The 21,071-nt window shown below is 66.8% G+C and carries 16 protein-coding genes and 1 riboswitch; of the genes, 8 read left to right on the top strand and 8 right to left on the bottom strand.

The window, feature by feature from the left end; genetic code table 11:
• Positions 1-44: 44 nt before the first annotated feature.
• Entirely contained in the window at positions 45-2,522 is a 2,478-nt protein-coding gene (locus tag CKW06_RS18135) for an acyl-CoA dehydrogenase (protein ID WP_024956326.1), read from the bottom strand.
• On the bottom strand, positions 2,519-3,436 hold the full coding sequence (locus tag CKW06_RS18130; RefSeq protein ID WP_005410691.1) for an alpha/beta fold hydrolase: 918 nt from the start codon (positions 3,434-3,436) through the stop codon (positions 2,519-2,521). Before CKW06_RS18130 ends, CKW06_RS18135 begins: the two co-directional genes overlap by 4 nt.
• A 141-nt stretch (positions 3,437-3,577) precedes the next feature.
• Between CKW06_RS18130 and CKW06_RS18125 the strand changes: the two genes are divergently transcribed.
• Both CKW06_RS18125 and CKW06_RS18120 read left to right on the top strand, forming a co-directional pair.
• The gene (locus tag CKW06_RS18125) at positions 3,578-4,177 is read left to right on the top strand and encodes a TetR/AcrR family transcriptional regulator (protein WP_005410690.1); all 600 of its coding nucleotides are present in this window, start codon (positions 3,578-3,580) and stop codon (positions 4,175-4,177) included.
• Between the two features lie 230 nt (positions 4,178-4,407).
• Positions 4,408-7,365: a TonB-dependent receptor domain-containing protein gene (locus CKW06_RS18120; protein WP_024956327.1), complete on the top strand. Its 2,958-nt coding sequence runs from the start codon at positions 4,408-4,410 to the stop codon at positions 7,363-7,365.
• Positions 7,366-7,584: 219 nt separating this feature from the next.
• Here CKW06_RS18120 and CKW06_RS18115 read toward each other — a convergent pair whose 3' ends face one another.
• The gene (locus CKW06_RS18115; RefSeq protein ID WP_024956328.1) at positions 7,585-8,397 is read right to left on the bottom strand and encodes an XOO1806 family protein; all 813 of its coding nucleotides are present in this window, start codon (positions 8,395-8,397) and stop codon (positions 7,585-7,587) included.
• A 149-nt stretch (positions 8,398-8,546) separates the two neighbouring features.
• Positions 8,547-9,440 (bottom strand): Hsp33 family molecular chaperone HslO, encoded by an 894-nt coding sequence (gene hslO, locus CKW06_RS18110; RefSeq protein ID WP_005410687.1) that lies wholly within the window; start codon positions 9,438-9,440, stop codon positions 8,547-8,549.
• 77 nt (positions 9,441-9,517) lie between these two features.
• Here hslO and mtgA point away from each other — a divergent pair, with 77 nt between their 5' ends.
• The 3 genes from mtgA to CKW06_RS18095 are packed head-to-tail and all read left to right on the top strand — an operon-like array spanning position 9,518 to position 11,724.
• Positions 9,518-10,267 (top strand): monofunctional biosynthetic peptidoglycan transglycosylase, encoded by a 750-nt coding sequence (gene mtgA / locus CKW06_RS18105; protein WP_024956329.1) that lies wholly within the window; start codon positions 9,518-9,520, stop codon positions 10,265-10,267.
• 46 nt (positions 10,268-10,313) lie between these two features.
• Entirely contained in the window at positions 10,314-11,333 is a 1,020-nt protein-coding gene (locus CKW06_RS18100) for a glycosyltransferase family 2 protein (protein ID WP_024956330.1), read from the top strand.
• Positions 11,293-11,724 (top strand): CBS domain-containing protein, encoded by a 432-nt coding sequence (locus CKW06_RS18095; protein ID WP_005410684.1) that lies wholly within the window; start codon positions 11,293-11,295, stop codon positions 11,722-11,724. The genes CKW06_RS18100 and CKW06_RS18095 overlap by 41 nt, the downstream gene beginning before the upstream one ends.
• A gap of 188 nt (positions 11,725-11,912) precedes the next feature.
• On the opposite strand, the gene CKW06_RS18090 is transcribed toward CKW06_RS18095, so the two are convergent.
• The 4 genes from CKW06_RS18090 to CKW06_RS18075 all read right to left on the bottom strand — a co-directional run bounded on the left by CKW06_RS18090 (position 11,913) and on the right by CKW06_RS18075 (position 17,321).
• On the bottom strand, positions 11,913-13,886 hold the full coding sequence (locus CKW06_RS18090) for an AsmA family protein (protein WP_024956331.1): 1,974 nt from the start codon (positions 13,884-13,886) through the stop codon (positions 11,913-11,915).
• Between the two features lie 83 nt (positions 13,887-13,969).
• Complete coding sequence (gene trhA, locus CKW06_RS18085) at positions 13,970-14,608, bottom strand: PAQR family membrane homeostasis protein TrhA (protein WP_024956332.1); 639 nt, start codon at positions 14,606-14,608, stop codon at positions 13,970-13,972.
• A gap of 160 nt (positions 14,609-14,768) precedes the next feature.
• The gene (locus CKW06_RS18080; RefSeq protein ID WP_005410681.1) at positions 14,769-16,373 is read right to left on the bottom strand and encodes a peptide chain release factor 3; all 1,605 of its coding nucleotides are present in this window, start codon (positions 16,371-16,373) and stop codon (positions 14,769-14,771) included.
• Between the two features lie 66 nt (positions 16,374-16,439).
• On the bottom strand, positions 16,440-17,321 hold the full coding sequence (locus tag CKW06_RS18075) for a M23 family metallopeptidase (protein WP_024956333.1): 882 nt from the start codon (positions 17,319-17,321) through the stop codon (positions 16,440-16,442).
• Positions 17,322-17,469: 148 nt separating this feature from the next.
• A riboswitch (SAM riboswitch) is annotated at positions 17,470-17,588 on the top strand.
• Positions 17,589-17,665: 77 nt separating this feature from the next.
• Here CKW06_RS18075 and metX point away from each other — a divergent pair.
• From metX to CKW06_RS18060, 3 genes are read left to right on the top strand one after another with little or no spacing between them, the layout of a single operon-like run.
• Positions 17,666-18,697 (top strand): homoserine O-succinyltransferase MetX, encoded by a 1,032-nt coding sequence (gene metX, locus CKW06_RS18070; protein ID WP_024956334.1) that lies wholly within the window; start codon positions 17,666-17,668, stop codon positions 18,695-18,697.
• A complete protein-coding gene (locus CKW06_RS18065) occupies positions 18,694-19,929 on the top strand; it encodes an O-succinylhomoserine (thiol)-lyase (protein ID WP_005410678.1) in 1,236 nt (411 codons plus the stop codon). Before metX ends, CKW06_RS18065 begins: the two co-directional genes overlap by 4 nt.
• A complete protein-coding gene (locus CKW06_RS18060; RefSeq protein WP_024956335.1) occupies positions 19,926-20,993 on the top strand; it encodes a homoserine dehydrogenase family protein in 1,068 nt (355 codons plus the stop codon). Before CKW06_RS18065 ends, CKW06_RS18060 begins: the two co-directional genes overlap by 4 nt.
• The last annotated feature ends 78 nt before the right edge of the window (positions 20,994-21,071 follow it).

Here is a 21,071-nt window from a genome sequence, read left to right as displayed (position 1 = left end):
GCGGGCCGAGGCCCGCCGTCGAAGGCAACGCGTATCGCGGGCGATCAGGCGGCCTGCGAATGCGGATCCTTGTGCTGGCGGTCGTAGTAGCTGGCCGCGCGCAGTTCGTGGGTGTCGAAGTCGTCCACGGTGATCGTGTCCAGGGTCAGCGTGCGCAGCTCTTCCAGCAGGCTGCGCTCGTCCTGGGTGATCACGCCCTCGGCCACGGCTTCGTCCAGCTGGCTCTTGAAGTCCAGCGCCTCGATGCCCTTGCTCTTCAGCGCCTTCAGGAACTTGCGTTCCACCGGCTCGGCCATGATCGCCTTGCTCAGGTAGCTGTTGATGCGGCCACCCGGGTTGTTCTCGCACGGGGTCAGGAACACGCCACTGGCCAGGCGGTCGCGGGCTTCGTTCGGCGCCATCAGCAGGGCGGCGACGCGGCGGCTCAGGCGGTCGCCCGGGGCCTCGGCACGACGGCCCAGCGGGAAGATCAGCGCCCACATCAGCCAGCCGATCGGACGGATCGGGAAGTTGCGCAGGGCCGCCGACAGCGATTCCTCGATCTTGTGCACGCTGTCATGGAAGGCCCAGGCCAGCAGCGGCTGGTCGGCCTGCGGTGCGCCCTCGTCGTGGTAGCGCTTGAGCATGGCGCTGGTCATGTAGACGTGGCTCAGCACGTCGCCCAGGCGGCCGGACAGCGATTCCTTGAACTTCAGCTTGCCGCCGAGGGTCATCATCGAGATGTCGGCCATCAGCGCCAGGTTGGCCGAGTAACGGTCCAGCTTGCGGAAGTAGCGGCGGGTGTAGGCGTCACCCGGGGCGGCACCGAAGCGTGCCCCGGTCAGGCCGAACCAGAACGAACGCACGGCATTGGAGATGCCATAGCGGATGTGGCCGAACAGGCTGCGGTCGAAGTCCTGCAGGCCGGCACGGGTATCCGGATCCTGCGCGGCCTTCATTTCCTTCAGTACCCACGGGTGGCAGAGGATCGCACCCTGGCCGAAGATCAGCAGGCTGCGGGTCATGATGTTGGCGCCTTCCACGGTGATCGCGATCGGCGCGGCCTGCCAGCTGCGGCCGGCGAAGTTGCGCGGCCCCAGGATGATGCCCTTGCCGCCGATCACGTCCATCATGTCCGAGATCACTTCGCGGCTCATGGTGGTGCAGTGGTACTTGGCGATCGCCGACGGTACCGACGGCACGTCACCACGGTCGACTGCAGCAGCGGTGGCCTGCGACAGCGCGCTGATCTTGTACGCCTTGCCGCCGATGCGGGCCAGCGCTTCTTCCACGCCTTCGAAGCGGCCGACCGACAGACCGAACTGCTTGCGGATGCGTGCATAGGCGCCGGTCACGGCGGCACCGGCCTTGGCACCGCCGCTGGCGGTGGACGGCAGGGTGATCGAACGGCCCACGGCCAGGCACTCGTTGAGCATGTTCCAGCCCTTGCCGGCCATGGCCGCGCCACCGATCAGCTGGGTCAGCGGAATGAACACGTCCTTGCCGCGGATCGGGCCGTTCTGGAACGTCGAGTTCAGCGGGAAGTGGCGACGGCCGATTTCAACGCCGGCGGTGTCGCGCGGCAGCAGGCCCAGGGTGATGCCGATGTCGCGGGTGTCGCCGATCAGGCCATCCGGGTCGTACATGCGGAAGGCCAGGCCAATCAGCGAAGCGACCGGGGCCAGGGTGATGTAACGCTTGTCGAAGGTCAGCTTGACGCCGAGCACCTGCTCGCCGTTCCACTCGCCCCTGCAGACGATGCCGTAGTCCGGAATCGAGGTGGCGTCGGAGCCGGCGAACGGACCGGTCAGGCCGAAGCAGGGCACTTCGCGGCCATCGGCCAGGCGCGGCAGGTACTGGTCCTTCTGTTCCTGGGTGCCGTAATGCACCAGCAGTTCACCCGGGCCCAGCGAGTTGGGCACACCGACGGTGGAGCTGACCACCGAGGACACCGAGGCCAGCTTCTGGATCACCTTGTGGTGGGCCAGCGCAGAGAAGCCCAGGCCGCCATATTCCTTCGGGATGATCATGCCGAAGAACTTGTTCTTCTTGATGAAGGCCCACAGCTCCGGCGGCAGGTCAGCGTGGACGTGGGTGATTTCCCAGTCGTTGACCATCGTGCACAGCTCTTCGACCGGGCCATCGAGGAAGGCCTGTTCTTCGGCGGTCAGCTGCGGCTTGGGGTAATTGAGCAGGATGTTCCAGTCCGGATCACCGGTGAACAGTTCGCCCTCGAAGCCAACCGAGCCGGTTTCCAGCGCGATGCGCTCGGTCTGCGACAGCGGCGGCAGCACCTTGCGGAACACCTTCATCATCGGGCCGGTCAGCAGCGGCTTGCGGATGAACGGCAGCAGCAGCGGCACGGCGATGACGGCCAATATGGCGGCAGCCACGATCGTGGCGGTCTGGTTGACGTAGGGAATGAACCAGCAGGCGACCAGCAGGGCCACGCTGATCAGCGTCCAGGTAACCAGCCGCATGCGGTGGTAGGCGACGAACGCGCCTGCCAGCAGCAGGGCGAGGAAGGGAAGAACGATGCTCATGAGCGTGCTCCGGTGACGTGCTCGTTTGTGGCGGACGAAGCTGCAGCATCCGCTGCGGGCAACACGTCCAGATAGTCCAACACAGTAGCGGTAAAGGCGTCGTTGTCATCGCCGGCGACCATGTGCGTGGCCTGCGGCAGCTGTACATGACGCGCGTGCGGCGCCAACGCCAGGAATTCGGCCACGGTCTGTGGCGTGACCAGGTCGCTTCGGCCGCCGCTGACCAGCAGCAGCGGGCACTTCACCTGGCGTGCGGCCTCGGCCAGTGCATCCTGGTGCTGCTCGCTGTCGCGCGCCAGTTCGGCCACCAGGCGCGGGTCCCAGTGCCAACGCCAGCGGCCGTGGCCGTCCTCGCGCAGCAGTGCGCGCAGCGACTGCTCGGATTTGCGCGGACGGTGCGGCATGTAGGCCGAGATCACATCGGCGGCCTGGGTGAGCGAGGCAAAGCCGTCGGGATGGGCGGTCATGAAGGCCAGAATGCGTTCAACACCGGCGGTATCCCAACGCGGGGTGATGTCCACCAGCACCATCGCCGAGAACAGGCCCGGCCAGCGCGATTCGGCCAGCAGGCCGAACAGGCCGCCCATCGAGGCTGCGACCAGCACCGGCGGGCGTGGCTGTTCCCCGGCCAGCACGATCAGGTCATCAGCGAACTGCTCGCCGTGATAGGGCAGTTCGGCAGAATTCCAGTCCGAATCGCCGTGGCCACGGGCGTCGTAGGCCAGCGTCTGCAGCCCCGCCGCAGACAGGGCCCGCGCGGTGGCGTTCCATGCGTGCCGGGTCTGGCCGAAGCCGTGCGCGAACAACACGCGGCCACGGCGGCCGTGGTCGCTGGCGGTTGCGGCCAGGCGTGCGCCATGGGCGGCCTCCAGGCGAAGATCATGGAACGCAGCGGGAGTAGGGGACGTAACCATACTTGCTAGTATGGATCGCTTGTGAGGGAAGTCAATACTGCACGGTATGGTGCGCTGCGGCAGGTGCCCAGGCGGGCGTCGCGACGGTTTCGGCCGCAACCGCGTACTGCAACGAACCCCGGCGTATGGTTAAATCAGCCCATGAATCAACCTGACGCTTCCGCCGGCGAACCGCGCGCCGGCCGCAACAGCCGCCTGAGTGCCGAAGACTGGGCCCAGGCCGCTCTCGATCTGATTGCTGAACAAGGTGTGGGGGCCGTCGCGGTGGAACCGTTGGCGCGGCGCCTGGGTGTGACCAAGGGCAGTTTCTACTGGCACTTCCCCTCGCGTGATGCACTGCTGCAGGCGGCGCTGGAACGCTGGGAACTGTTCGAACAGGAACAGGTGTTCGGCAGCCTGGAGGACGTGCCGGACCCGCGCGTGCGCCTGCGCCAGCTGTTCCAGATGGTCGCGCACGAAGTGCAGCCGCACATCATCTACAGCGAACTGCTGAAGGCGCTGGACCACCCGATGGTGCGCCCGGTGATCGACCGCGTTTCGCAGCGCCGGCTCGACTATTTGGTTGCTTCGTTCCGCCAGGCCGGGCTCAGCTCCACCGATGCACGGCATCGCGCGCGCCTGGCCTATGCCGCCTACGTCGGCTTCCTGCAGCTGTCGCTGCAGCTGCAGCAACCCAAGCAGGCCCGCGAGGATTTCGAGGCCTATGTCGAGCATCTGATCGAGACGCTCATTCCCAGCTGAATGGGAGAATGGCGCCCTGCAAGTGCCGAATGCGCCTTGCAGGCGACCTCAATGCGCCAACGTATGTCGTGGTGAGGCTGGTTTCACGCGATTTGGGCATTTTCTTAACGACTCTTTAATTCCAGATCAAGTGTGGCTACTATCGGGTCACCAGCCGTTTTTTGTGCCTCCCTTTTGGGGCACGTCGGTTGGACTCAGCACACAACCCAAGATCCATGGAGAGAGAGCCCATGAAGTTGAACAGCAACAAGCTGCGCGATGCAGTGTGCGTTGCGCTGGCCGCCAGCGCCGCATCCGTTGCCGGTACCGGGGTGGCGTCTGCCCAGACCGCCACCAACCTGGACCGCATCGAAGTCACCGGTTCGCGCATCCGTACCGTCGACGTCGAAACCGCCCAGCCGGTCCTGACCCTCAACCGCGCTGACATCGAGAAGCAGGGCTTCTCGTCGGTCGCTGACATCCTGCAGAACATCAGCGCCGTGGGTACGCCGCCGATCAGCCGTGCCCAGCCGCTGTCCTCGGGCGAAGCCGTCGGCGGCACCTACATCAGCCTGCGTGACCTGGGCGCCACCCGCACCCTGGTGCTGCTCAACGGCAAGCGCCTGGGCATCACCACCGGTGGCCTGCAGGACATCTCGACCGTGCCGGTCTCGGCCATCGAGCGCATCGAAGTGCTGAAGGACGGCGCTTCGTCGATCTACGGTTCCGATGCCATCGCCGGCGTCATCAACATCATCACCCGTACCAACTTCGAAGGCGCCACCGGCAGCGTCTACTACGGCCAGTACAGTGAAGGCGACGGTGCCACCCGCACCATGGACTTCACCATGGGCGTGAAGGGTGAGCGCGGTTCGCTGACCATCGGTGCCGAGTACGCCAAGGAAGACAAGGTGCGGGCGGCCGATCGTCCGTACGGTGCGTTCCCGCGCAGCTCCAACCACCCGGACTTCGGTTGGACCACCGTCGGTGAGTTCGGCGGTTTCGTCAGCCGTCCGGCCGATGGCCTGCCGGGCGTCACCTATCCGGCCGCCAGCGCATCCAACCCGAACCGCGAAGTGCGCGTGATCCTGCGTGAGGGTGGCAACGCGAACAACAAGGCCGACTACGTCGCGCAGAACGTCAACAGCTTCTCCACCAAGGACAAGACCAACACCAACCTGCAGACCGACCTGCGTACCCCGCAGGAACGCCGTGCAGTGTTCGTCGATGGCATCTACGACCTGACCGACAACGTGCGCCTGCGCACCAACATGCTGTACAGCTTCCGCGATTCGAACCGCCAGATCGCCGGCTACCCGTACGGCGCACTGGCCTTCGGTTCGCCGATTTCGGCCAGCAGTGCGTTCAATCCGCTGGGTGCTGACATCGCCAACTGGTGGCGTCGTACTTCGGAAGTGCCGCGCAACACCCGCGCCGAGCTGACCACCTTCCGCTTCAGCGGCGGCCTGGAAGGCAGCTTCGAGTTCTCCGACCGCCTGTTCGACTGGGATGTCGGCTACCTGTACAACAACAACAAGCTGGTCCAGACCAGCACCGGCGACCTCAACCTGACCGCGCTGCGTGCGGCGGTGGGTCCGTCCTTCATCAACAGCAGCGGCGTGGCGCAGTGCGGTACCGTGGCCAACCCGATCGGGCTGAACCAGTGCGTGCCGTACAACCCGTTCCTGCACGCCGGCATCCAGAGCAACGGTGCCAACGGCGCATTGACCGGCAACACCGCCCTGCAGAACCTGCTGTTCCCGTCCGCGCACTCCACCGCCGAGACCACCACCAAGGTCATCACCGCCAACCTGGCCGGCAGCCTGTTCACCCTGCCTGCCGGCGACCTGGGCTTCGCCGTGGGTGTCGAGCACCGCAAGGAAACCGGCAGCTTCAGCCCGGACGCGCTGGTGCAGTCGGGCAACACCTCCGGCCTGGCCAACTTCCCCACCGGTGGTGGCTACAAGGTTGACGAAGTCTACGCCGAGTTCAACGTGCCGATCCTGGCCGACCTGCCGGGCGCCCGCGAGCTGAGCCTCAACGCGGCCACCCGCCATTCGGACTACGACACCTTCGGCACCACGCTGAACAGCAAGTTCGGCTTCAAGTGGAAGCCGATCGACTCGCTGCTCATCTGCGGTACCTGGGCGGAAGGCTTCCGTGCCCCGACCATCGCCGACCTGTACAGCGGCGGTTCGCAGTCGTTCGACTTCTTCACCGATCCGTGCGATTCGGTCTACGGTGCGGCGCGCACCAATCCTGCGGTGCGTGCCCGTTGCGCCGCCGCACTGCCGGCCGGCGTAAATGCAGCCAACTTCCGCCAGCAGCAGCAGGGCTTCACCCCGACCACCGCTGCATCGTCGCAGACCCCGCTGGCCTTCGTCTCCGGCTCCAACGACCAGCTGACCCCGGAAACCTCGACGTCCAAGACCCTGGGCTTCGTCTGGAGCCCGGGTTTCATCCAGAACTTCAACATGTCGCTGGACTGGTGGGAAATCCGCGTCGAGAACACCATCATCTCGGACACGGCCAACCTGATCCTCAACGACTGCTACATCAACGACATCGCGGCACGCTGCTCGGCGTTCACGCGTGACCCGGTGACCGGCATCGTCAACAACCTCAAGCGCACCGGCATCAACGCCGGTTACCGCGAGGTGGAAGGCTTCGACCTGGATGTCAGCTACCGCCTGCCGACCGATCGTTTCGGCAACTTCAGCGCGCAGTGGACCAGCACCTACACCTCGCGTGATGACCTGGTCACCACCAAGAACGCGGTCACCCACCCGAACCCCCGCACCGGCGTGGGCTGGGCTGGCTACGCCTTCCGCGTGCGTTCGAACCTGAACCTGGGTTGGGAAATGGGTGACTTCGGCGCCAGCTGGACCGTCCGTTACTTCTCCGGCATGAAGGAAGCGTGCCTGAGTGCCGTGACGTTCCCGGAAGAGTGCAACCTGCCGAACTACGCTTCGCCGAACAACCAGGGCGTGGCGGTGGGCAGCGCGACCAACCAGCGTGGCGCGACCGTGTTCAACGACGTCCAGCTGCGCTGGAACGCACCGTGGAATGCGACCGTGGCCGTGGGTGCCAACAACGTGTTCGGCCGCGTGGGCCCGACCATGTACAGCCAGCCGAGCGCGAACGTCTCCTACTACGGTGGCTTCGACATCGGTCGCTTCCTGTACATGAAGTACACCCAGCGCTTCTGATCGCGGCGTAATATGTACGTGTGACATGGCCACGCCCCGAAAGGGGCGTGGCTTTTTTCATGGGGCAGCCAGGCTTGATGGCGCAGGCCTTTGCGCAGCCGTGCTGGACCAGGCCGCGCACAGGCGCTTGCGCATCGCCGCGTGGCGGCGGCGAGGTGTCATTACGGGGATGGGCGAAGGGAGCGCGCGCGGAAACGTCGCGGTGAGGCGGCAGGGAGCCTACAGGTCCTGCTCGTAGCGCACGTACGGCACGGTGCCGTCGTCGTTGCTTTCGTTGCGTGGCGAGAACGGATTCTTGCCGCGGCTGATCACGTTCTCGGCGCCCACGGTGAGCTGGCCGGACCATGGCGTGCGCCAGGTCAGGCCGATACCCAGGCCTTCCCACTTGCCGGGCTTGCCGGGCACGTCGATGACGCGGCCGATGATGCTGCCGGTGAAATTGCCGTAGCCGGCGCCGATGCTCAGGCTCTTGCTGTCCCAGCGGTCGGCAATGGCCGGCGAGGCGTCGGCCAGCGGTACCAGGCGGGCCTTGGCGTAGGTGCCGGCGATGGACACGAAGCCTTCGCGGCCGATGTTCTTCTGCGCGAACACGGTCAGGTCATTCTGCTCGGCGCGCAGCGAAGGGGTCTTGTTCGGGCCTGCCAGCCATGCCGGCAGGGTTTCACGGCCGGTGCCGGCGGTGATGCCGAGGCGGCTGCTGCCACGGTTCAATGCGGCGGTGCCGGTGAAACGCCGGCTGTTGAGGTCGTCCTCGTCGCCGAGGCTGGCCAGCATGCAGTGGCTGGCCAGGCCGCTCATGCTGGTCCCGCTGCTGCTGCAGAGCAGGCCCAGCGAATCGCCGGAGGACAGGCCAAAGGCCGCATCCAGCGAGTTGCGGCCGAAATGCCAACGCGCCCCGGCCGCCTGCTCACCGGTCGGCTCCAGGTACAGCAGGGCCTCGACCTTGCCGCTGCCCTTGTTCCATACCGGCAGCACGGTGCGGGTGTCCTTGCTCTGCGCATGCACGCCCGTGATCGCGCCAAGGGCGATCATCATGGCCAGCGGTAGACGCAGGAAGGTACGCATCGGACCAGTTCAGACAGGGACGGACAACGGAAGTTCCCGTGGGGACGGGAACTTGATCCTAGGGTGTTTATGAATTCTTAACAAGCCTTGATCCTCCCCAGGTACAAGACTGCCGTTCATTGAAGCCGTTCAGGCGCCGGTACAGCCCCCTGGGCGCCGTGGAACAGTATGCCGAACTCCGTCAATGGAAAGTGATACTCACGCCCGCAGAATTCGCAACGGACCTCGACGGCGCCGGTGTCTGCAGCCGCTGCACGGGCCTCCTCCTCACCCAGCGACTGCAGCATCGCCGCCACCCGCTCGCGGGAACAGGAGCAGGCAAAGGACAGCGGCTTTTCGCCCATCAGCGCCGGCTTCTCCTCGTGGAACAGGCGGTGCAGCAGCTGCTCGGCCGGGGTGGCCAGCAGTTCAGCCTTGCCAAGGGTCTCGAACAGGGCGCTGGCGCGCGCCCAGCCGTCCTCGTCGCCCTCGTCGCCCGGCAGCTTCTGCAGCAGCAGGCCGGCGGCACCATTGCGGTCGGCCGCCAGCAGCAGGCGGGTCGGCAGCTGCTCGGACTGGCGGAAGTAGTCCTCGAAGGCCTCGTCCAGTTCCGGCGCGGTCAGTCCGACCAGGCTCTGGTAGCGCTGTGGTTCACGCGGGTCCAGGCCGGGGTTCTCGATGGTGATGGCGAGGATCGCGTCATCGCCCAGGCTGGACAGGTCGCGCGGCGCGTCGCCGCCTTCGCTGAGCTGGGCGATGCCGCGCAGGGTGCCGGCGGCGGTGCATTCGGCGAACAGGGTGCGCAGGGCAGTGCTGCTGCGCAGCTGGATCGACAGGCGTCCATCGATCTTGGTATGGCCGGTGAACAGCGCCGAGGCCACGCAGGCCTCGCCGAGCAGTTCGGCGGCGGTATCCGGGTACTCGGCGTGGGACAGGATCTCCTGCCAGGTGGCCTGCAGGTGCACGTGGACGCCGCGGACGCCGGCGTCGGGGAGCAGGAAGCGGATCAGGGAATCGGAGTTGGCGGTCATCGGCTCACATCGCGCGTAAACGGGGGCAGTTGCCGGATAATGCGCCGACAACCAGATAGAAGAAGGATGCACCAGTAATGGGGGCAGGGGGAGAGCAGCACAAGGTGGAAGCTGTCGTAGAAGGCCCACGCCGCAGGCGCTGGCGCTGGAAACGGCTGCTGTGGCTGCCGGTGCTGCTGGCTGCTTTCAGCTGCCTGCAGGTCCTGGTGCTGCGGTTCATCGACCCGCCGGTGTCCATGGTGATGCTGTGGCGCTATGGCGAGGCGCTGGGCGAGGCCGATTGGTCCTATCGCCTGCATTACCAGTGGCGCGACCTTGACCAGATGGCGCCGAGCCTGCCGATTTCGCTGGTGGCCGCTGAGGACCAGCGTTTCCCCGACCACAACGGCTTCGACCTGCAGGCGATCGAGAAGGCCCGCGACCACAATGCCAAGGGCGGGCGACTGCGTGGCGCCAGCACGATCAGCCAGCAGGTGGCCAAGAACCTGTTCCTCTGGCAGGGCCGCAGCTGGATCCGCAAGGGGCTGGAGGTCTGGTACACCGTGCTGATCGAAGCGCTGTGGCCAAAGAAGCGCATCCTGGAGATGTACGCCAACATCGCCGAGTTTGGTGATGGCGTGTACGGAGCTCAGGCGGCGGCGCAGAAGTTCTGGGGCAAGGACGCGGCCAGGTTGAGCCCGGCCGATAGCGCGCGGTTGGCGGCGGTGCTGCCGGCACCGCGGCGCTACAACGCCGCAAAGCCAGGGCCGTACGTGCAGCGGCGCGCCGCCTGGATCCAGCGCCAGGCACGGCAGCTGGGCGGGGCCGCGTACCTTTCGGAAGAGTGAGCGCGCGCCGCCTGATCTACGGCCGGCGGCAACGTACAATCCGGGCATGACCCGCGAACGGCTCACTTTCGTCATCGCCGCCTACAACGAGGCCCTGGCACTGCCGTTGCTGCATCCGCGGTTGTGCGCGGTGCTCGACGCGCTGCCCGACATCGACGGCCACATCCTGTACGTGGACGACGGCAGCCATGACGGGACCTGGGAGGTGATCGCCCGCCTGGCCCAATCCGACGCGCGGGTCTCCGCGCTGAAGCTGTCGCGCAATTTCGGCAAGGAAGCCGCACTGACCGCTGGCCTGGACCTGGTACGCGAAGGGGCGGCGATGATCCTGGATGCCGATGGCCAGGACCCGCCGGAGCTTGTGCCGCAGTTCGTCGCGCGCTGGCGCGAGGGCCATGACAACGTCTATGGCACGCGCCTGGCGCGCGATGGCGAGGCCTGGATCAAGCGTGCCACGGCGGCGATCTTCTACCGCGTGATGGGGCGCCTTTCGCGTACGCCGATCCCGGCCGATACCGGGGATTTCCGCCTGCTGTCACCACGCGCGCTGAGTGCGCTGCGCGAGATGCGTGAGCGCCATCGTTTCATGAAGGGGCTTTTCAGCTGGGTGGGTTTCAAGCGCGTGGCGGTGCCCTACCACCGCCACGCACGCGTGGCCGGCACCAGCAAGTTCAGCCTGTGGCGGCTGTGGAACTTCGCCCTGGAAGGCATCACCGGGTTCTCGACCGTGCCCCTGCGCGCGGCGACCTACCTGGGGCTGGCAACCGCGGCGGTGGCCTTCGTGTTCGGCATGTGGGTGATCGTCAAGGCCGCGCTGTACGGCGACCGGGTGGCGGGCTGGCCGACGATGATGGCGGTGATCCTGTTCCTGGGCGGGGTGCAGTTGATCGCGCTGGGCCTGATCGGTGAGTACCTGGGGCGCCTGTACGAAGAGTCCAAGCAGCGGCCGTTGTACCTGGTTGACGCGTGGCTAGCATCCGCCGTGGCAGGCTCGGCCCTGCAACCCACCCTCGGAGGGCAGGCAGATGACCACGGTACGGCAACTGTTGGACGGCAAGTCTCCTGAAGTACATGCGGTCGCGCCGGATGCGGCGGTGATCGATGCGATCCGGTTGATGGCGGAAAAGGGCATTGGCGCGGTCCTGGTGATGGACGGGCCACGGTTGGTCGGGATCCTTTCGGAGCGCGATTACGCGCGCAAGATCGTGTTGCGTGATCGTTCTTCGCGCGATACGGCGGTGGCCGAGATCATGACGACGCAGGTGGTGACGGTGTCGCCGGGCGAAGAGGTGGAGCATTGCCTGCAGCTGGTGACCGACTACCGCATCCGCCACCTGCCGGTGGTGGAGGGCGCCCAGGTGCTGGGGGTGATTTCCATTGGCGACCTGGTGAAGTCGGTGATCGATGCGCAGCGGCGCGAGCTGGATCAGCTGCAGCAGTACATCGTGGCGGGATGAGTTTTTCGCTGGCGGGCCTGCGGCCCGCCAGCCCGCTTTTCGAAGCTCAAAGCCAGGGCCAAAGCCAAAGCCAAAGCCAAACCAGCGCCTTCCTGATGCGGGGGGAGGCTGAGGGCATGGGCGTGTCCTGCCTGGGTCACCCGTCCCCCTCAAACCACGATCAATCCAGGCGCCACGAACGAACGCTCCTACTTCGCATACTGCCCACCGCAGTTGGCATCCTTGCCCGGCCCCAGTTCAATCGTAGCCAGCAGCGCTGCCGGCGGGGCAATGCTGCCCAGTGCCAGGGCCACCGCGCCGCGAATACCCAACGCCTTGAAGTCCGGGCGGAACGACGGGTCCTTGAACGTGCCGCTGATATGCAACGGTGACCGCAGTACCAGGATGCTCTTGTCCTTCGGGCGCGGTTTCAGCAGCAGGTCCAAGGTCTCGTCGCGCAGGCTGACCGTGCCTTCGCCGATGAGGATGGTATCGGTGGTGTCCACCGCCAGTGCCTGGCTGGTCATCAGGCCGTCCTGCACACCGAAGTCGGCGAAGGCGCAGCGCAGCGGAATCTGCTTGTCACCGGTCACCAGGAATTTCAGCGACTCGGTGATATCCAGCCCGGCCAGTTCCATCACCAGGTTGCCGACATGGCCACGGCCCATCGCCAGCCCGACCTTGCCGCTGCTGCTGCCGAGCATGGCGGCGATCGAGTTGCCGCGCCCGCTCAGGTCCACTTCGCCGCCGATGCCGCCCTTGGCCTGCTCGGCCAGCTTCGCATCCGGGAAAAGCTGGCCCAGCTGCACGCCGCGTACGCTGGCCTTCAATGCGGTGCGAATCTGCGCCTGGCGTGCATCCATGCGGATCGTGCTGCGGATATCGCCGCCGGCCACGCCGAAGTTCAGCGGGTCCAGCCGCAGCACGCCGTCATCCAGCAGCAGGTGCGCGTCCATGTCGTCCAGTGGCAACGAGGGCGCGTTGATGCGGTGGGCCTTCCAGCGCACGTCGGCATCCATCGCACGCAGTTTGCCCAGGTTGTAGGGCGTGTCGGGCAATACCCGGCTGCTGGCGGCGATGCGGGCGGCCTGTGCCTTTTGCTCCGCATTCGCGGTTTCGCCGCCGCCGGTCTTCGGTGGCGCTCCCACGAAGCCGGCCAGGTCATCGAAGTCCAGGCGCCTGGATTCCAGTGTCGCGGTCAGCCGTGGACGGTCGCGTCCCACCTCGAACTGCAGGTTGCCAGCGAGGTCGCTGTCACCGACCTTCCCGGTGAAGCTGTCGTAGCGCCAGACGTTGTGGTCGCGCTTCAGCCGTCCGTCCAAGGCGTAGGGCGGTGAGGGCGGGATGGCAATGCCGAGCAGCGGGTACAGGTCCGACAGGTCCTGCCCGCTGAGTGCGAACTGCAGGTCGAACACCCGCAGCTGGAACGGATTGGTCAGCGTGCCACTGGCCACCGCGTGGGTAGCGCCGGCGCGACCGTCGAGGTGGATGCGGAACGGGTGGTCGCTGTCGGTCAGTTCCAGCGGAGATTCGGTGCCACCGCGCAGGGTGAACGGGTTGCCTTGCCAGTGGCCTTTGCCCTGCACCAGCAGCGGCGGTGAGGCATCGGCCTGTTTCGGCTGACCGCTGCGCACGCCCACGCGGATGTCGGTGCGGCCCAGTGCATCGATGAACTGCAGCCGACCATCGTCGATGCGCAGGCGTTTGAGCTGCGGGCTTGTGCCGCCGGCGCTGTCACCGAGGAAGTCCCAGTTCCCCGGCTCGCCCTTGCGCGGGGCGGTTTCCAGCAGCACGTCCGGCCGGGTCAGGCGCACCTCGGGCAGCTGCACGCTGCCGCGCAGCAGGGGCCAGACCCGCACGTCGATCTCGACGCGGTCTGCGCTGGCCATCTCAGGTTGTTTCGCCCAGCTGGCATTGGCGAAGGTGATCGCATCGGCGCGGATCGTGCTGGTGCGGCCGAGGTCGACATCAAGGTTCCCGATGCGCAGCACTCGGCCGGTGCGTGCCTGTACCGCGCGCTCCACCGGACCCTTGAACCAGTTCCAGTCCCACAACGCGAGCAGTATCAGGATCGCCGCCAGCAGGAAGACCAGGATCGTGAGCCAGCGCCGGCCTCGTGGGCCGGGGCGGCGGAGGCGCCAACGGGACGTGCGCTTTGCGGCAGGGGAGGCGGCAGCATTCACGCTGCCATGGTTGCCCCCTGTTCGTGGACAGGGCGCGAAGCGACCATGTGCATGGCGTGCACACGCCGCCGTCGAGCGGCCATTTACAGCACCTGCATGGTGACCGCGACGAAGTGGCAGACGCTGCCGCCGATCACGAACAGGTGCCAGATGGCATGCGAGTACGGGATCGATTCACGGTGGTAGAAGTAGGTCCCCAGCGTATACGACAGGCCGCCGCCGAACAGCCAGGTGAGGGTGCCGCCATCGATCGAGGCCCACATCGGCTTGATCGCCACGACCACCAGCCAGCCCATGGCGATGTAGATCACCGTTGAGAGCACCTTGAAACGGCCGGTGTAGAACAGCTTGAACACCACGCCGCCCAGCGCCAGCGCCCAGATCGCGGTGAACAGGCCCCAGCCCCACGGACCGCGCAGGCCGATCAGGGTGAACGGGGTATAGGTGCCCGCGATCAGCACATAGATCGCGCAGTGGTCGAACACCTTCAACCGGCCCTTGGCGACCGGATGCTGGATGGCGTGGTACAGCGTGGAGGCGGTGTACAGCAGCAACAGCGCGATACCGAACACGATCGCGCTGGCCAGCTGCCAGCCGTCGCCGTAGATCGCAGCCAGGGTGATCAACACCGCGCTGGCGGCCAGGGCGAATACCGCGCCCAGGCCATGGGTCAGGGCGCTGGCGATTTCTTCACGGATCGAAGCAATGGACGTCGTGGACATGGCGTAGGCATTGTTCGCGGGGAGGGGGACCCGCACCCCCTTATCATCGCCGCGATGGGCGATACGTGCACGCCTGTCACCGTATGGTGGGTGAATGCCTGCCTTGCGTTGGCTGGGGTCAGAGCCCTTTCCTGCCGGAAAGGGATCCGACCCCGTGGCATCAGCCCACCGAAACGGTATGGGCCGCTTCGCGGGTGGCCGAGAAACGCACGTCCGGCGAGCGTTCCTGCGCCAGCTGCAGGTTGACCCGGGTCGGTGCCAGGTAGACCAGGTGGCCGGCTGCATCCAGTGCCAGGTTCAGCGCATTCTTTTCGCGGAACTCTTCCAGCTTCTTCTCGTTGCTGCAGTGGACCCAACGCGCGGTGGTCACGCTGACCGGCTCGAAGGTGGCTTCCACGCCGTACTCGTCCTTCAGGCGATAGGCCGCCACGTCGAACTGCAGCACACCCACCGCACCCAGGATCAGGTCGTTGCTGGTGAGAGGGCGGAAGAACTGGGTCGCGCCTTCTTCGGACAGCTGGGCCAGTCCCTTCTGCAGCTGCTTGAGCTTGAGCGGATCGCGCAGGCGCGCGCGGCGGAACAGTTCCGGGGCGAAGTTGGGGATGCCGGTGAAGGTGACCGCTTCGCCTTCGGTAAAAGTATCGCCGATGGAAATGGTGCCGTGGTTGTGGATGCCGATCACATCGCCCGGCCAGGCTTCTGCGGCGATTTCACGATCGCTGGCCATGAAGGTCAGTGCGTTGGCCAGCTTCATTTCCTTGCCGGTGCGCACGTGGAAGGTCTTCATGCCAGCGCTGAAGCGGCCCGAGCAGACCCGCATGAACGCGACGCGGTCGCGGTGCTGCGGGTCCATGTTGGCCTGGATCTTGAACACGAAGCCGGTCAGCTTGTTCTCTTCCGGGGCGATCTCGCGGCCAGTGGTGGAACGCGCCTGCGGCGACGGCGCATGCTCGACGAAGAAGTCCAGCAGCGGCTGCACGCCGAAGTTGTTCACGCCCGAGCCGAAGAACACCGGGGTCTGCTTGCCGGCGCGGTAGGCCTCCAGGTCGAACGGATGGCTGGCGCCCTGCACCAGTTCCAGCTCGTCGCGCAGGTCGGCCAGCATCTGCGCACCGATCTTCTCGGCCAGGCCGGGGGCATCGATGGACGGGAAGATGGTCGAATCCTGGCGGGTGAAGTTGCGGCCCGGCTCGTACAGGTGCACTTCGCCGGTCAGCAGGTGGACCACGCCCTTCAGGCGCTGGCCCATGCCGATCGGCCAGGTGACCGGCGCACACTGGATGCCCAGCACGGTTTCCACTTCATCCAGCAGCTCGATCGGGTCCTTGCCCTCGCGGTCGAGCTTGTTGATGAAGGTCATGATCGGGGTATCGCGCAGGCGGCACACTTCCATCAGCTTGATGGTGCGCTCTTCCACGCCCTTGGCCACGTCGATCACCATCAGCGCCGAGTCCACCGCAGTCAGCACGCGGTAGGTGTCCTCGCCGAAGTCGGCGTGGCCGGGGGTGTCGAGCAGGTTGACGATCTTGTCTTCGTACGGGAACTGCATCACCGAAGAGGTGACGGAGATGCCGCGTTCCTTTTCCAATGCCATCCAGTCGGAGGTGGCGTGGCGGGCGGCCTTGCGGCCCTTGACCGAACCGGCCATCTGGATCGCGCCTCCGAACAGCAGCAGCTTTTCGGTCAGCGTGGTCTTGCCGGCGTCAGGGTGGGAAATGATGGCGAAGGTGCGGCGACGCGACGCTTCGTTGGCGACTTCGGACATGGCAGTGGCGCCCGCCCGGGGCGCTTTTCAAAGAGATAAGCGCCCGATTATACCGACCGGGGCCGTTCAGCGCCCGATGCCGCCCTCGGCCTCGCCCTGGCGGGCGAACTGCAGCTGGCCCTGCTCGGCGAAGATGCGTGCCGGCACCGAACGCAGGCCCATGCCGCGGTTGACCTGTACCACGAAGTGCAGGTGCGGTGCGCTGCTGAAGCCGCTGTTGCCGGACAGGCCGATGGGCTGCCCGGCGCCCACTGCCTGGCCGCGACGCACGCGCATGCCGCCGGCCTGCAGGTGGCCGTACAGGGCCATGCTGCCGTCGCTGTGCAGCACGCGGATGAAGTTGGCGCGGGCACCATCACGTTCGCGGTCCTGGCCGTTGCCTCGGAAGCCATCCTGGATCTGCATCACCGTGCCCTCGCGCGCGGCCAGCACCAGCGTGCCCTCCGGCAGTGCGAAGTCGACCGCGTCGCGGTTCTCCTCGTCGTCATGGCTGAACCGGCCCTGCGGCGCCTGGTCCACGCGCGGGCGTGCATCATCGAAGGGCAGGCGGTAGGCCACATCCTCGGCCTGTGCGGCGGGGTTGCCTGGTACCGACTGCAGGCGCAGGTCCAGCATCCGGCCGTTGACTGGCGCGGGGAGGTGGCCGACGACCAGACTGCTGTCGCCCTGTATCAGTGACTGCACCGGCAAGCCGTCGACCGGGTGCCCAGGGGCGGCGCGCAGTTCGATCTGCAACGGCCCGGCCAGGGTGTTGTCGATCCGGGCCTGCCACTGTTCGCCGATCGACTGCAGGCGCAGCTGGGCCATCGGAAGGGGGGCCTTTGCGTCGGCGCTGGCGGGGGCAGGCGCCTTCGGCAGCATCCCCCAGCCCTGGCGCCAGTCGCTGGCGCCGGCAGAGGCGCTGGCCAGCAGCGGCAGGAGCAGGCAGGTCAAGGGCAGGCGTGGCATCAGCGGATTCAGGAAAACGGACCGTCAGGACTGTACCCGATCCTGAACGGAGCGACCGCGACGCCTCTCGCATACCTGTCGCGAAAATATTCATCGCTTTATCCGCATGAAGGGATTGACAGCGCCCGGAAGCGCTGGCATCGTGGACTCACCATCGAGACCGGCAGAGGGACAGGCCCTTTGAAGCCGGGGCAGCCCGCGGATGCGAAAGCGTTCGCGTAGGTGCCAAATCCTGCGGGGACCGTGGCGTCCACCGAAAGATGGTTCGATCCATGCACCGCACGTGCATCTCGAACGCGAGCCCCGCGAAGGCTCGATGGCCGATTCCCCAACCGGATCCCGCCATGAGCTTCGCTGCCAGTACCGCCGTTCGCCCCGAACCCTTTGTTCCCGTCAGCGTGCCGGTCGAAGACCGCGTGCATGCCGAGCGCGGTGAGTTCGCCGCGGTGCTGTCGATGCGTCACGCTGGCCCCAGCCCGGTGCGCCTGCGCTATGAGTGGGTCGGCCCGGCCAATGCGCCGGTGGTGGTGCTGGCCGGCGGCATTTCCGCCCATCGCCATGTGGCGTCCAACGCACAGTTCAGCGAGAAGGGCTGGGCCGAAGACCTGGTCGGCAGTGGTCGCACGCTGGATCCGCAGCAGTTGCGCGTACTGGCGTTCGACTTCATCGGGGCCGACGGTGCGTTGGACGTGCCGATCGATACCGCTGACCAGGCCGATGCGCTGGCACTGCTGCTGGATCATCTGGGTATCCGCACGCTGAAGGCCTTCGTCGGCTACTCGTATGGCGCGCTGGTCGGCCAGCAGCTCGCAATCCGTCATCGAGCCCGGGTGCGTCAGCTGGTGCTGGCCAGCGGCGCGCATCGTCCGCACCCGTATGCCGCGGCCTGGCGCGCACTGCAGCGCCGCGCCGTCGCCCTCGGCCAACTGCAGTGCGGCGAAGACCATGGCCTGGCGCTGGCCCGGCAGTTCGCCATGCTCAGCTACCGCACCCCGGAAGAGTTCGGCGAGCGCTTCGACGCCGCGCCGGAAGTGATCAACGGCCGCGTGCGGGTCGCCGCCGAGGACTATCTGGACGCCGCCGGCGCGCAGTACGTCGCGCGCACGCCGGTGACCGCCTACCTGCGCCTGTCCGAATCGATCGACCTGCACCGCGTGGACCCCGCGGCCATCCTGCCGCCGACCGTGGTGGTCGCGGTGGAGGGTGACCGCCTGGTGCCGCTGGCCGACCTGGTCAGCCTGGTCGAGGGGCTGGGGCCGCGCGGAAGCCTGCGCGTGCTGCGCTCGCCCTATGGCCACGACGCCTTCCTCAAAGAAACCGATCGCATCGACGCGATCCTCGCCACCGCCTTCCGCACCTCTGGAGAGTCCGCATGAGCCTGCACGCCAACGAGCCGTCCTGTAGCCGCACCACTGCCGCCGTCCGTGCCGGCATCGATCGGGACACCGCGCATGGCGCGGTCACGCCGCCGATCGTGCTGTCGTCGAACTTCAGTTTTGAAGGCTTCGGCAACAAGCGCCAGTACGACTACACGCGCAGTGGCAACCCGACCCGCGACCTGTTGGGTGAAGCGCTGGCCGAGCTGGAAGGCGGTGCGGGCGGCGTGATCACCGCCACCGGCATGGGGGCGATCAACCTGGTGCTGAACGCGCTGCTTCAGCCGGGCGATACCCTGGTCGTGCCGCACGACGCGTACGGTGGCAGCTGGCGGCTGTTCAATGCGCTGGCGAAGAAGGGCCATTTCGAACTGGTCACCGCCGACCTGACCGATCCGCGCGCGCTGTCGCAGGCGCTGGCCACCCAGCCGAAGCTGGTGCTGGTGGAAACGCCGTCCAATCCGCTGCTGCGCATCACCGACCTGCGCTTCGTCATCGATGCCGCGCACAAGGCAGGTGCTCTGGTTGTGGTCGACAACACCTTCCTGTCGCCGGCCCTGCAGCAACCACTGTCATTCGGCGCGGATCTGGTGCTGCATTCCACCACCAAGTACATCAACGGCCACAGCGACGTGGTGGGTGGTGCGGTCGTCGCGCGCGATCCGGCACTGCATGAGCAGCTGGTGTGGTGGGGCAACGCGCTGGGCCTGACGGGTTCGCCGTTCGATGCCTTCCTGACCCTGCGCGGCCTGCGCACGCTGGATGCGCGCCTGCGCGTGCATCAGGAGAACACCACGTCGATCGTTGCGCTGCTGGACCAGCATCCGGCGGTCGGCCGCGTCTATTATCCGGGTCTGGCCGATCACCCGGGCCACTCCATCGCTGCTCGCCAGCAGAGTGGCTTCGGCGCGATGCTGTCGTTCGAACTGGCGCACTGCGCGGGTGATGATCCGCACGCGGCGGTGCGCGCGTTCGTCGATGGCCTGCGCTGTTTCACCCTGGCCGAATCGCTGGGCGGCGTCGAAAGCCTGATCGCGCATCCCGCCACCATGACCCATGCGGCGATGACCGCCGAAGCGCGTGCCGCGGCCGGCATCAGCGAAGGCCTGCTGCGCCTGTCGGTTGGCATTGAGGCCGAGCGTGACCTGTTGGCCGATCTCGGCGCCGCGCTGCAGCGTGCCGAAGCGGTGATTGATGCGGCTGCGCGCCGCAAACAGGTGGTGGATGCATGAGCGCGCTCGCCGCAGAAATTCCTGCTCTGGGCGTGGGACGCCTGGCGCTGCTGGGCACCGGCACGGTCGGCTCGGCCTTCGTACAGCGTTACCAGGCATTGCGGGCGCGTGGGCTGGAACTGCCCAGCGTGCAGTGGCTGGCCAATTCACGCACTGCGCTGGAGATCGATCGTGACCTGGCCTTGCCGCTGGAACTGGCACGGCGTGCACCGCGCGATGGCCAGAGTTCGCCACCGTGGGCGAGTGCCGAAGGACTGGAGCGTGGCGACGTGGTGGTCGACGCCACCGCCAGCGAAGACGTGGCCGCGCGCCACGTGCAGTGGCTGGCGCGGGGCGTGCATGTGGTGACCGCCAACAAGCTGGGGCGTGGTGCGCAGCTGGCCCGCGCGCAGGCCATTGCGGAAAGCTGTGCCGACAGTGGCGCACGCTATGGCGACAGCGCGACGGTGGGCGCGGGCCTGCCGCTGTTGAGCAGCCTGCGTGCACTGGTGGCCGGTGGCGATCACATCCATGCCATCGAAGGCGTGCTGTCCGGTTCGCTGGCGTGGCTGTTCCATCGTTATGACGGCCAGTCGCCGTTCTCGGCGGCGGTGCGCGAGGCGCTGGCTGCCGGCTACACCGAGCCCGATCCGCGCCTGGACCTTTCCGGTGAAGACGTGCGTCGCAAGCTGCTGATCCTCGCTCGCAGCAGCGGGTTGGCGCTGGATGCGTCGCAGGTAGAGGTGGATTCACTGGTGCCTGAAGCGCTGGCAGCGCTGCCGCTGGAGGATGCGGTGGCGGCGCTTGAGCAGCTGGATGCGCCGTTGCAGGCGCGCTGGCAGCAGGCGCATGACAATGGCCGCGTGCTGCGTTTCGTTGGCCGTGTCGATGGCGAGGGTGCGCAGGTGGGCCTGCGTGAGTTGCCTGCCGATCACCCGTTGGCGCAGGGCGCGGGCACCGACAACCGCGTGGCCATCCACAGTGACCGCTATCGGCGCCAACCGCTGTTGATCCAGGGGCCGGGCGCGGGGGCGGAAGTCACTGCCGCTGCGTTGCTGGATGACGTGTTGCGGATCGTCGGCTGATCGCACTGCTTCTGTAGAGCCGAGCCCATGCTCGGCTGCTGGCAAAATCCCCTCCTGCTGGATAAGCCGAGCATGGGT

Origin of the sequence: Stenotrophomonas maltophilia (assembly GCF_900186865.1) — a bacterium.
Classification (GTDB): Bacteria; Pseudomonadota; Gammaproteobacteria; order Xanthomonadales; family Xanthomonadaceae; genus Stenotrophomonas; species Stenotrophomonas maltophilia.
The sequence above is the reverse complement of the archived record's forward strand: the minus strand, read 5'-3'. Positions and strand labels throughout refer to the sequence as shown.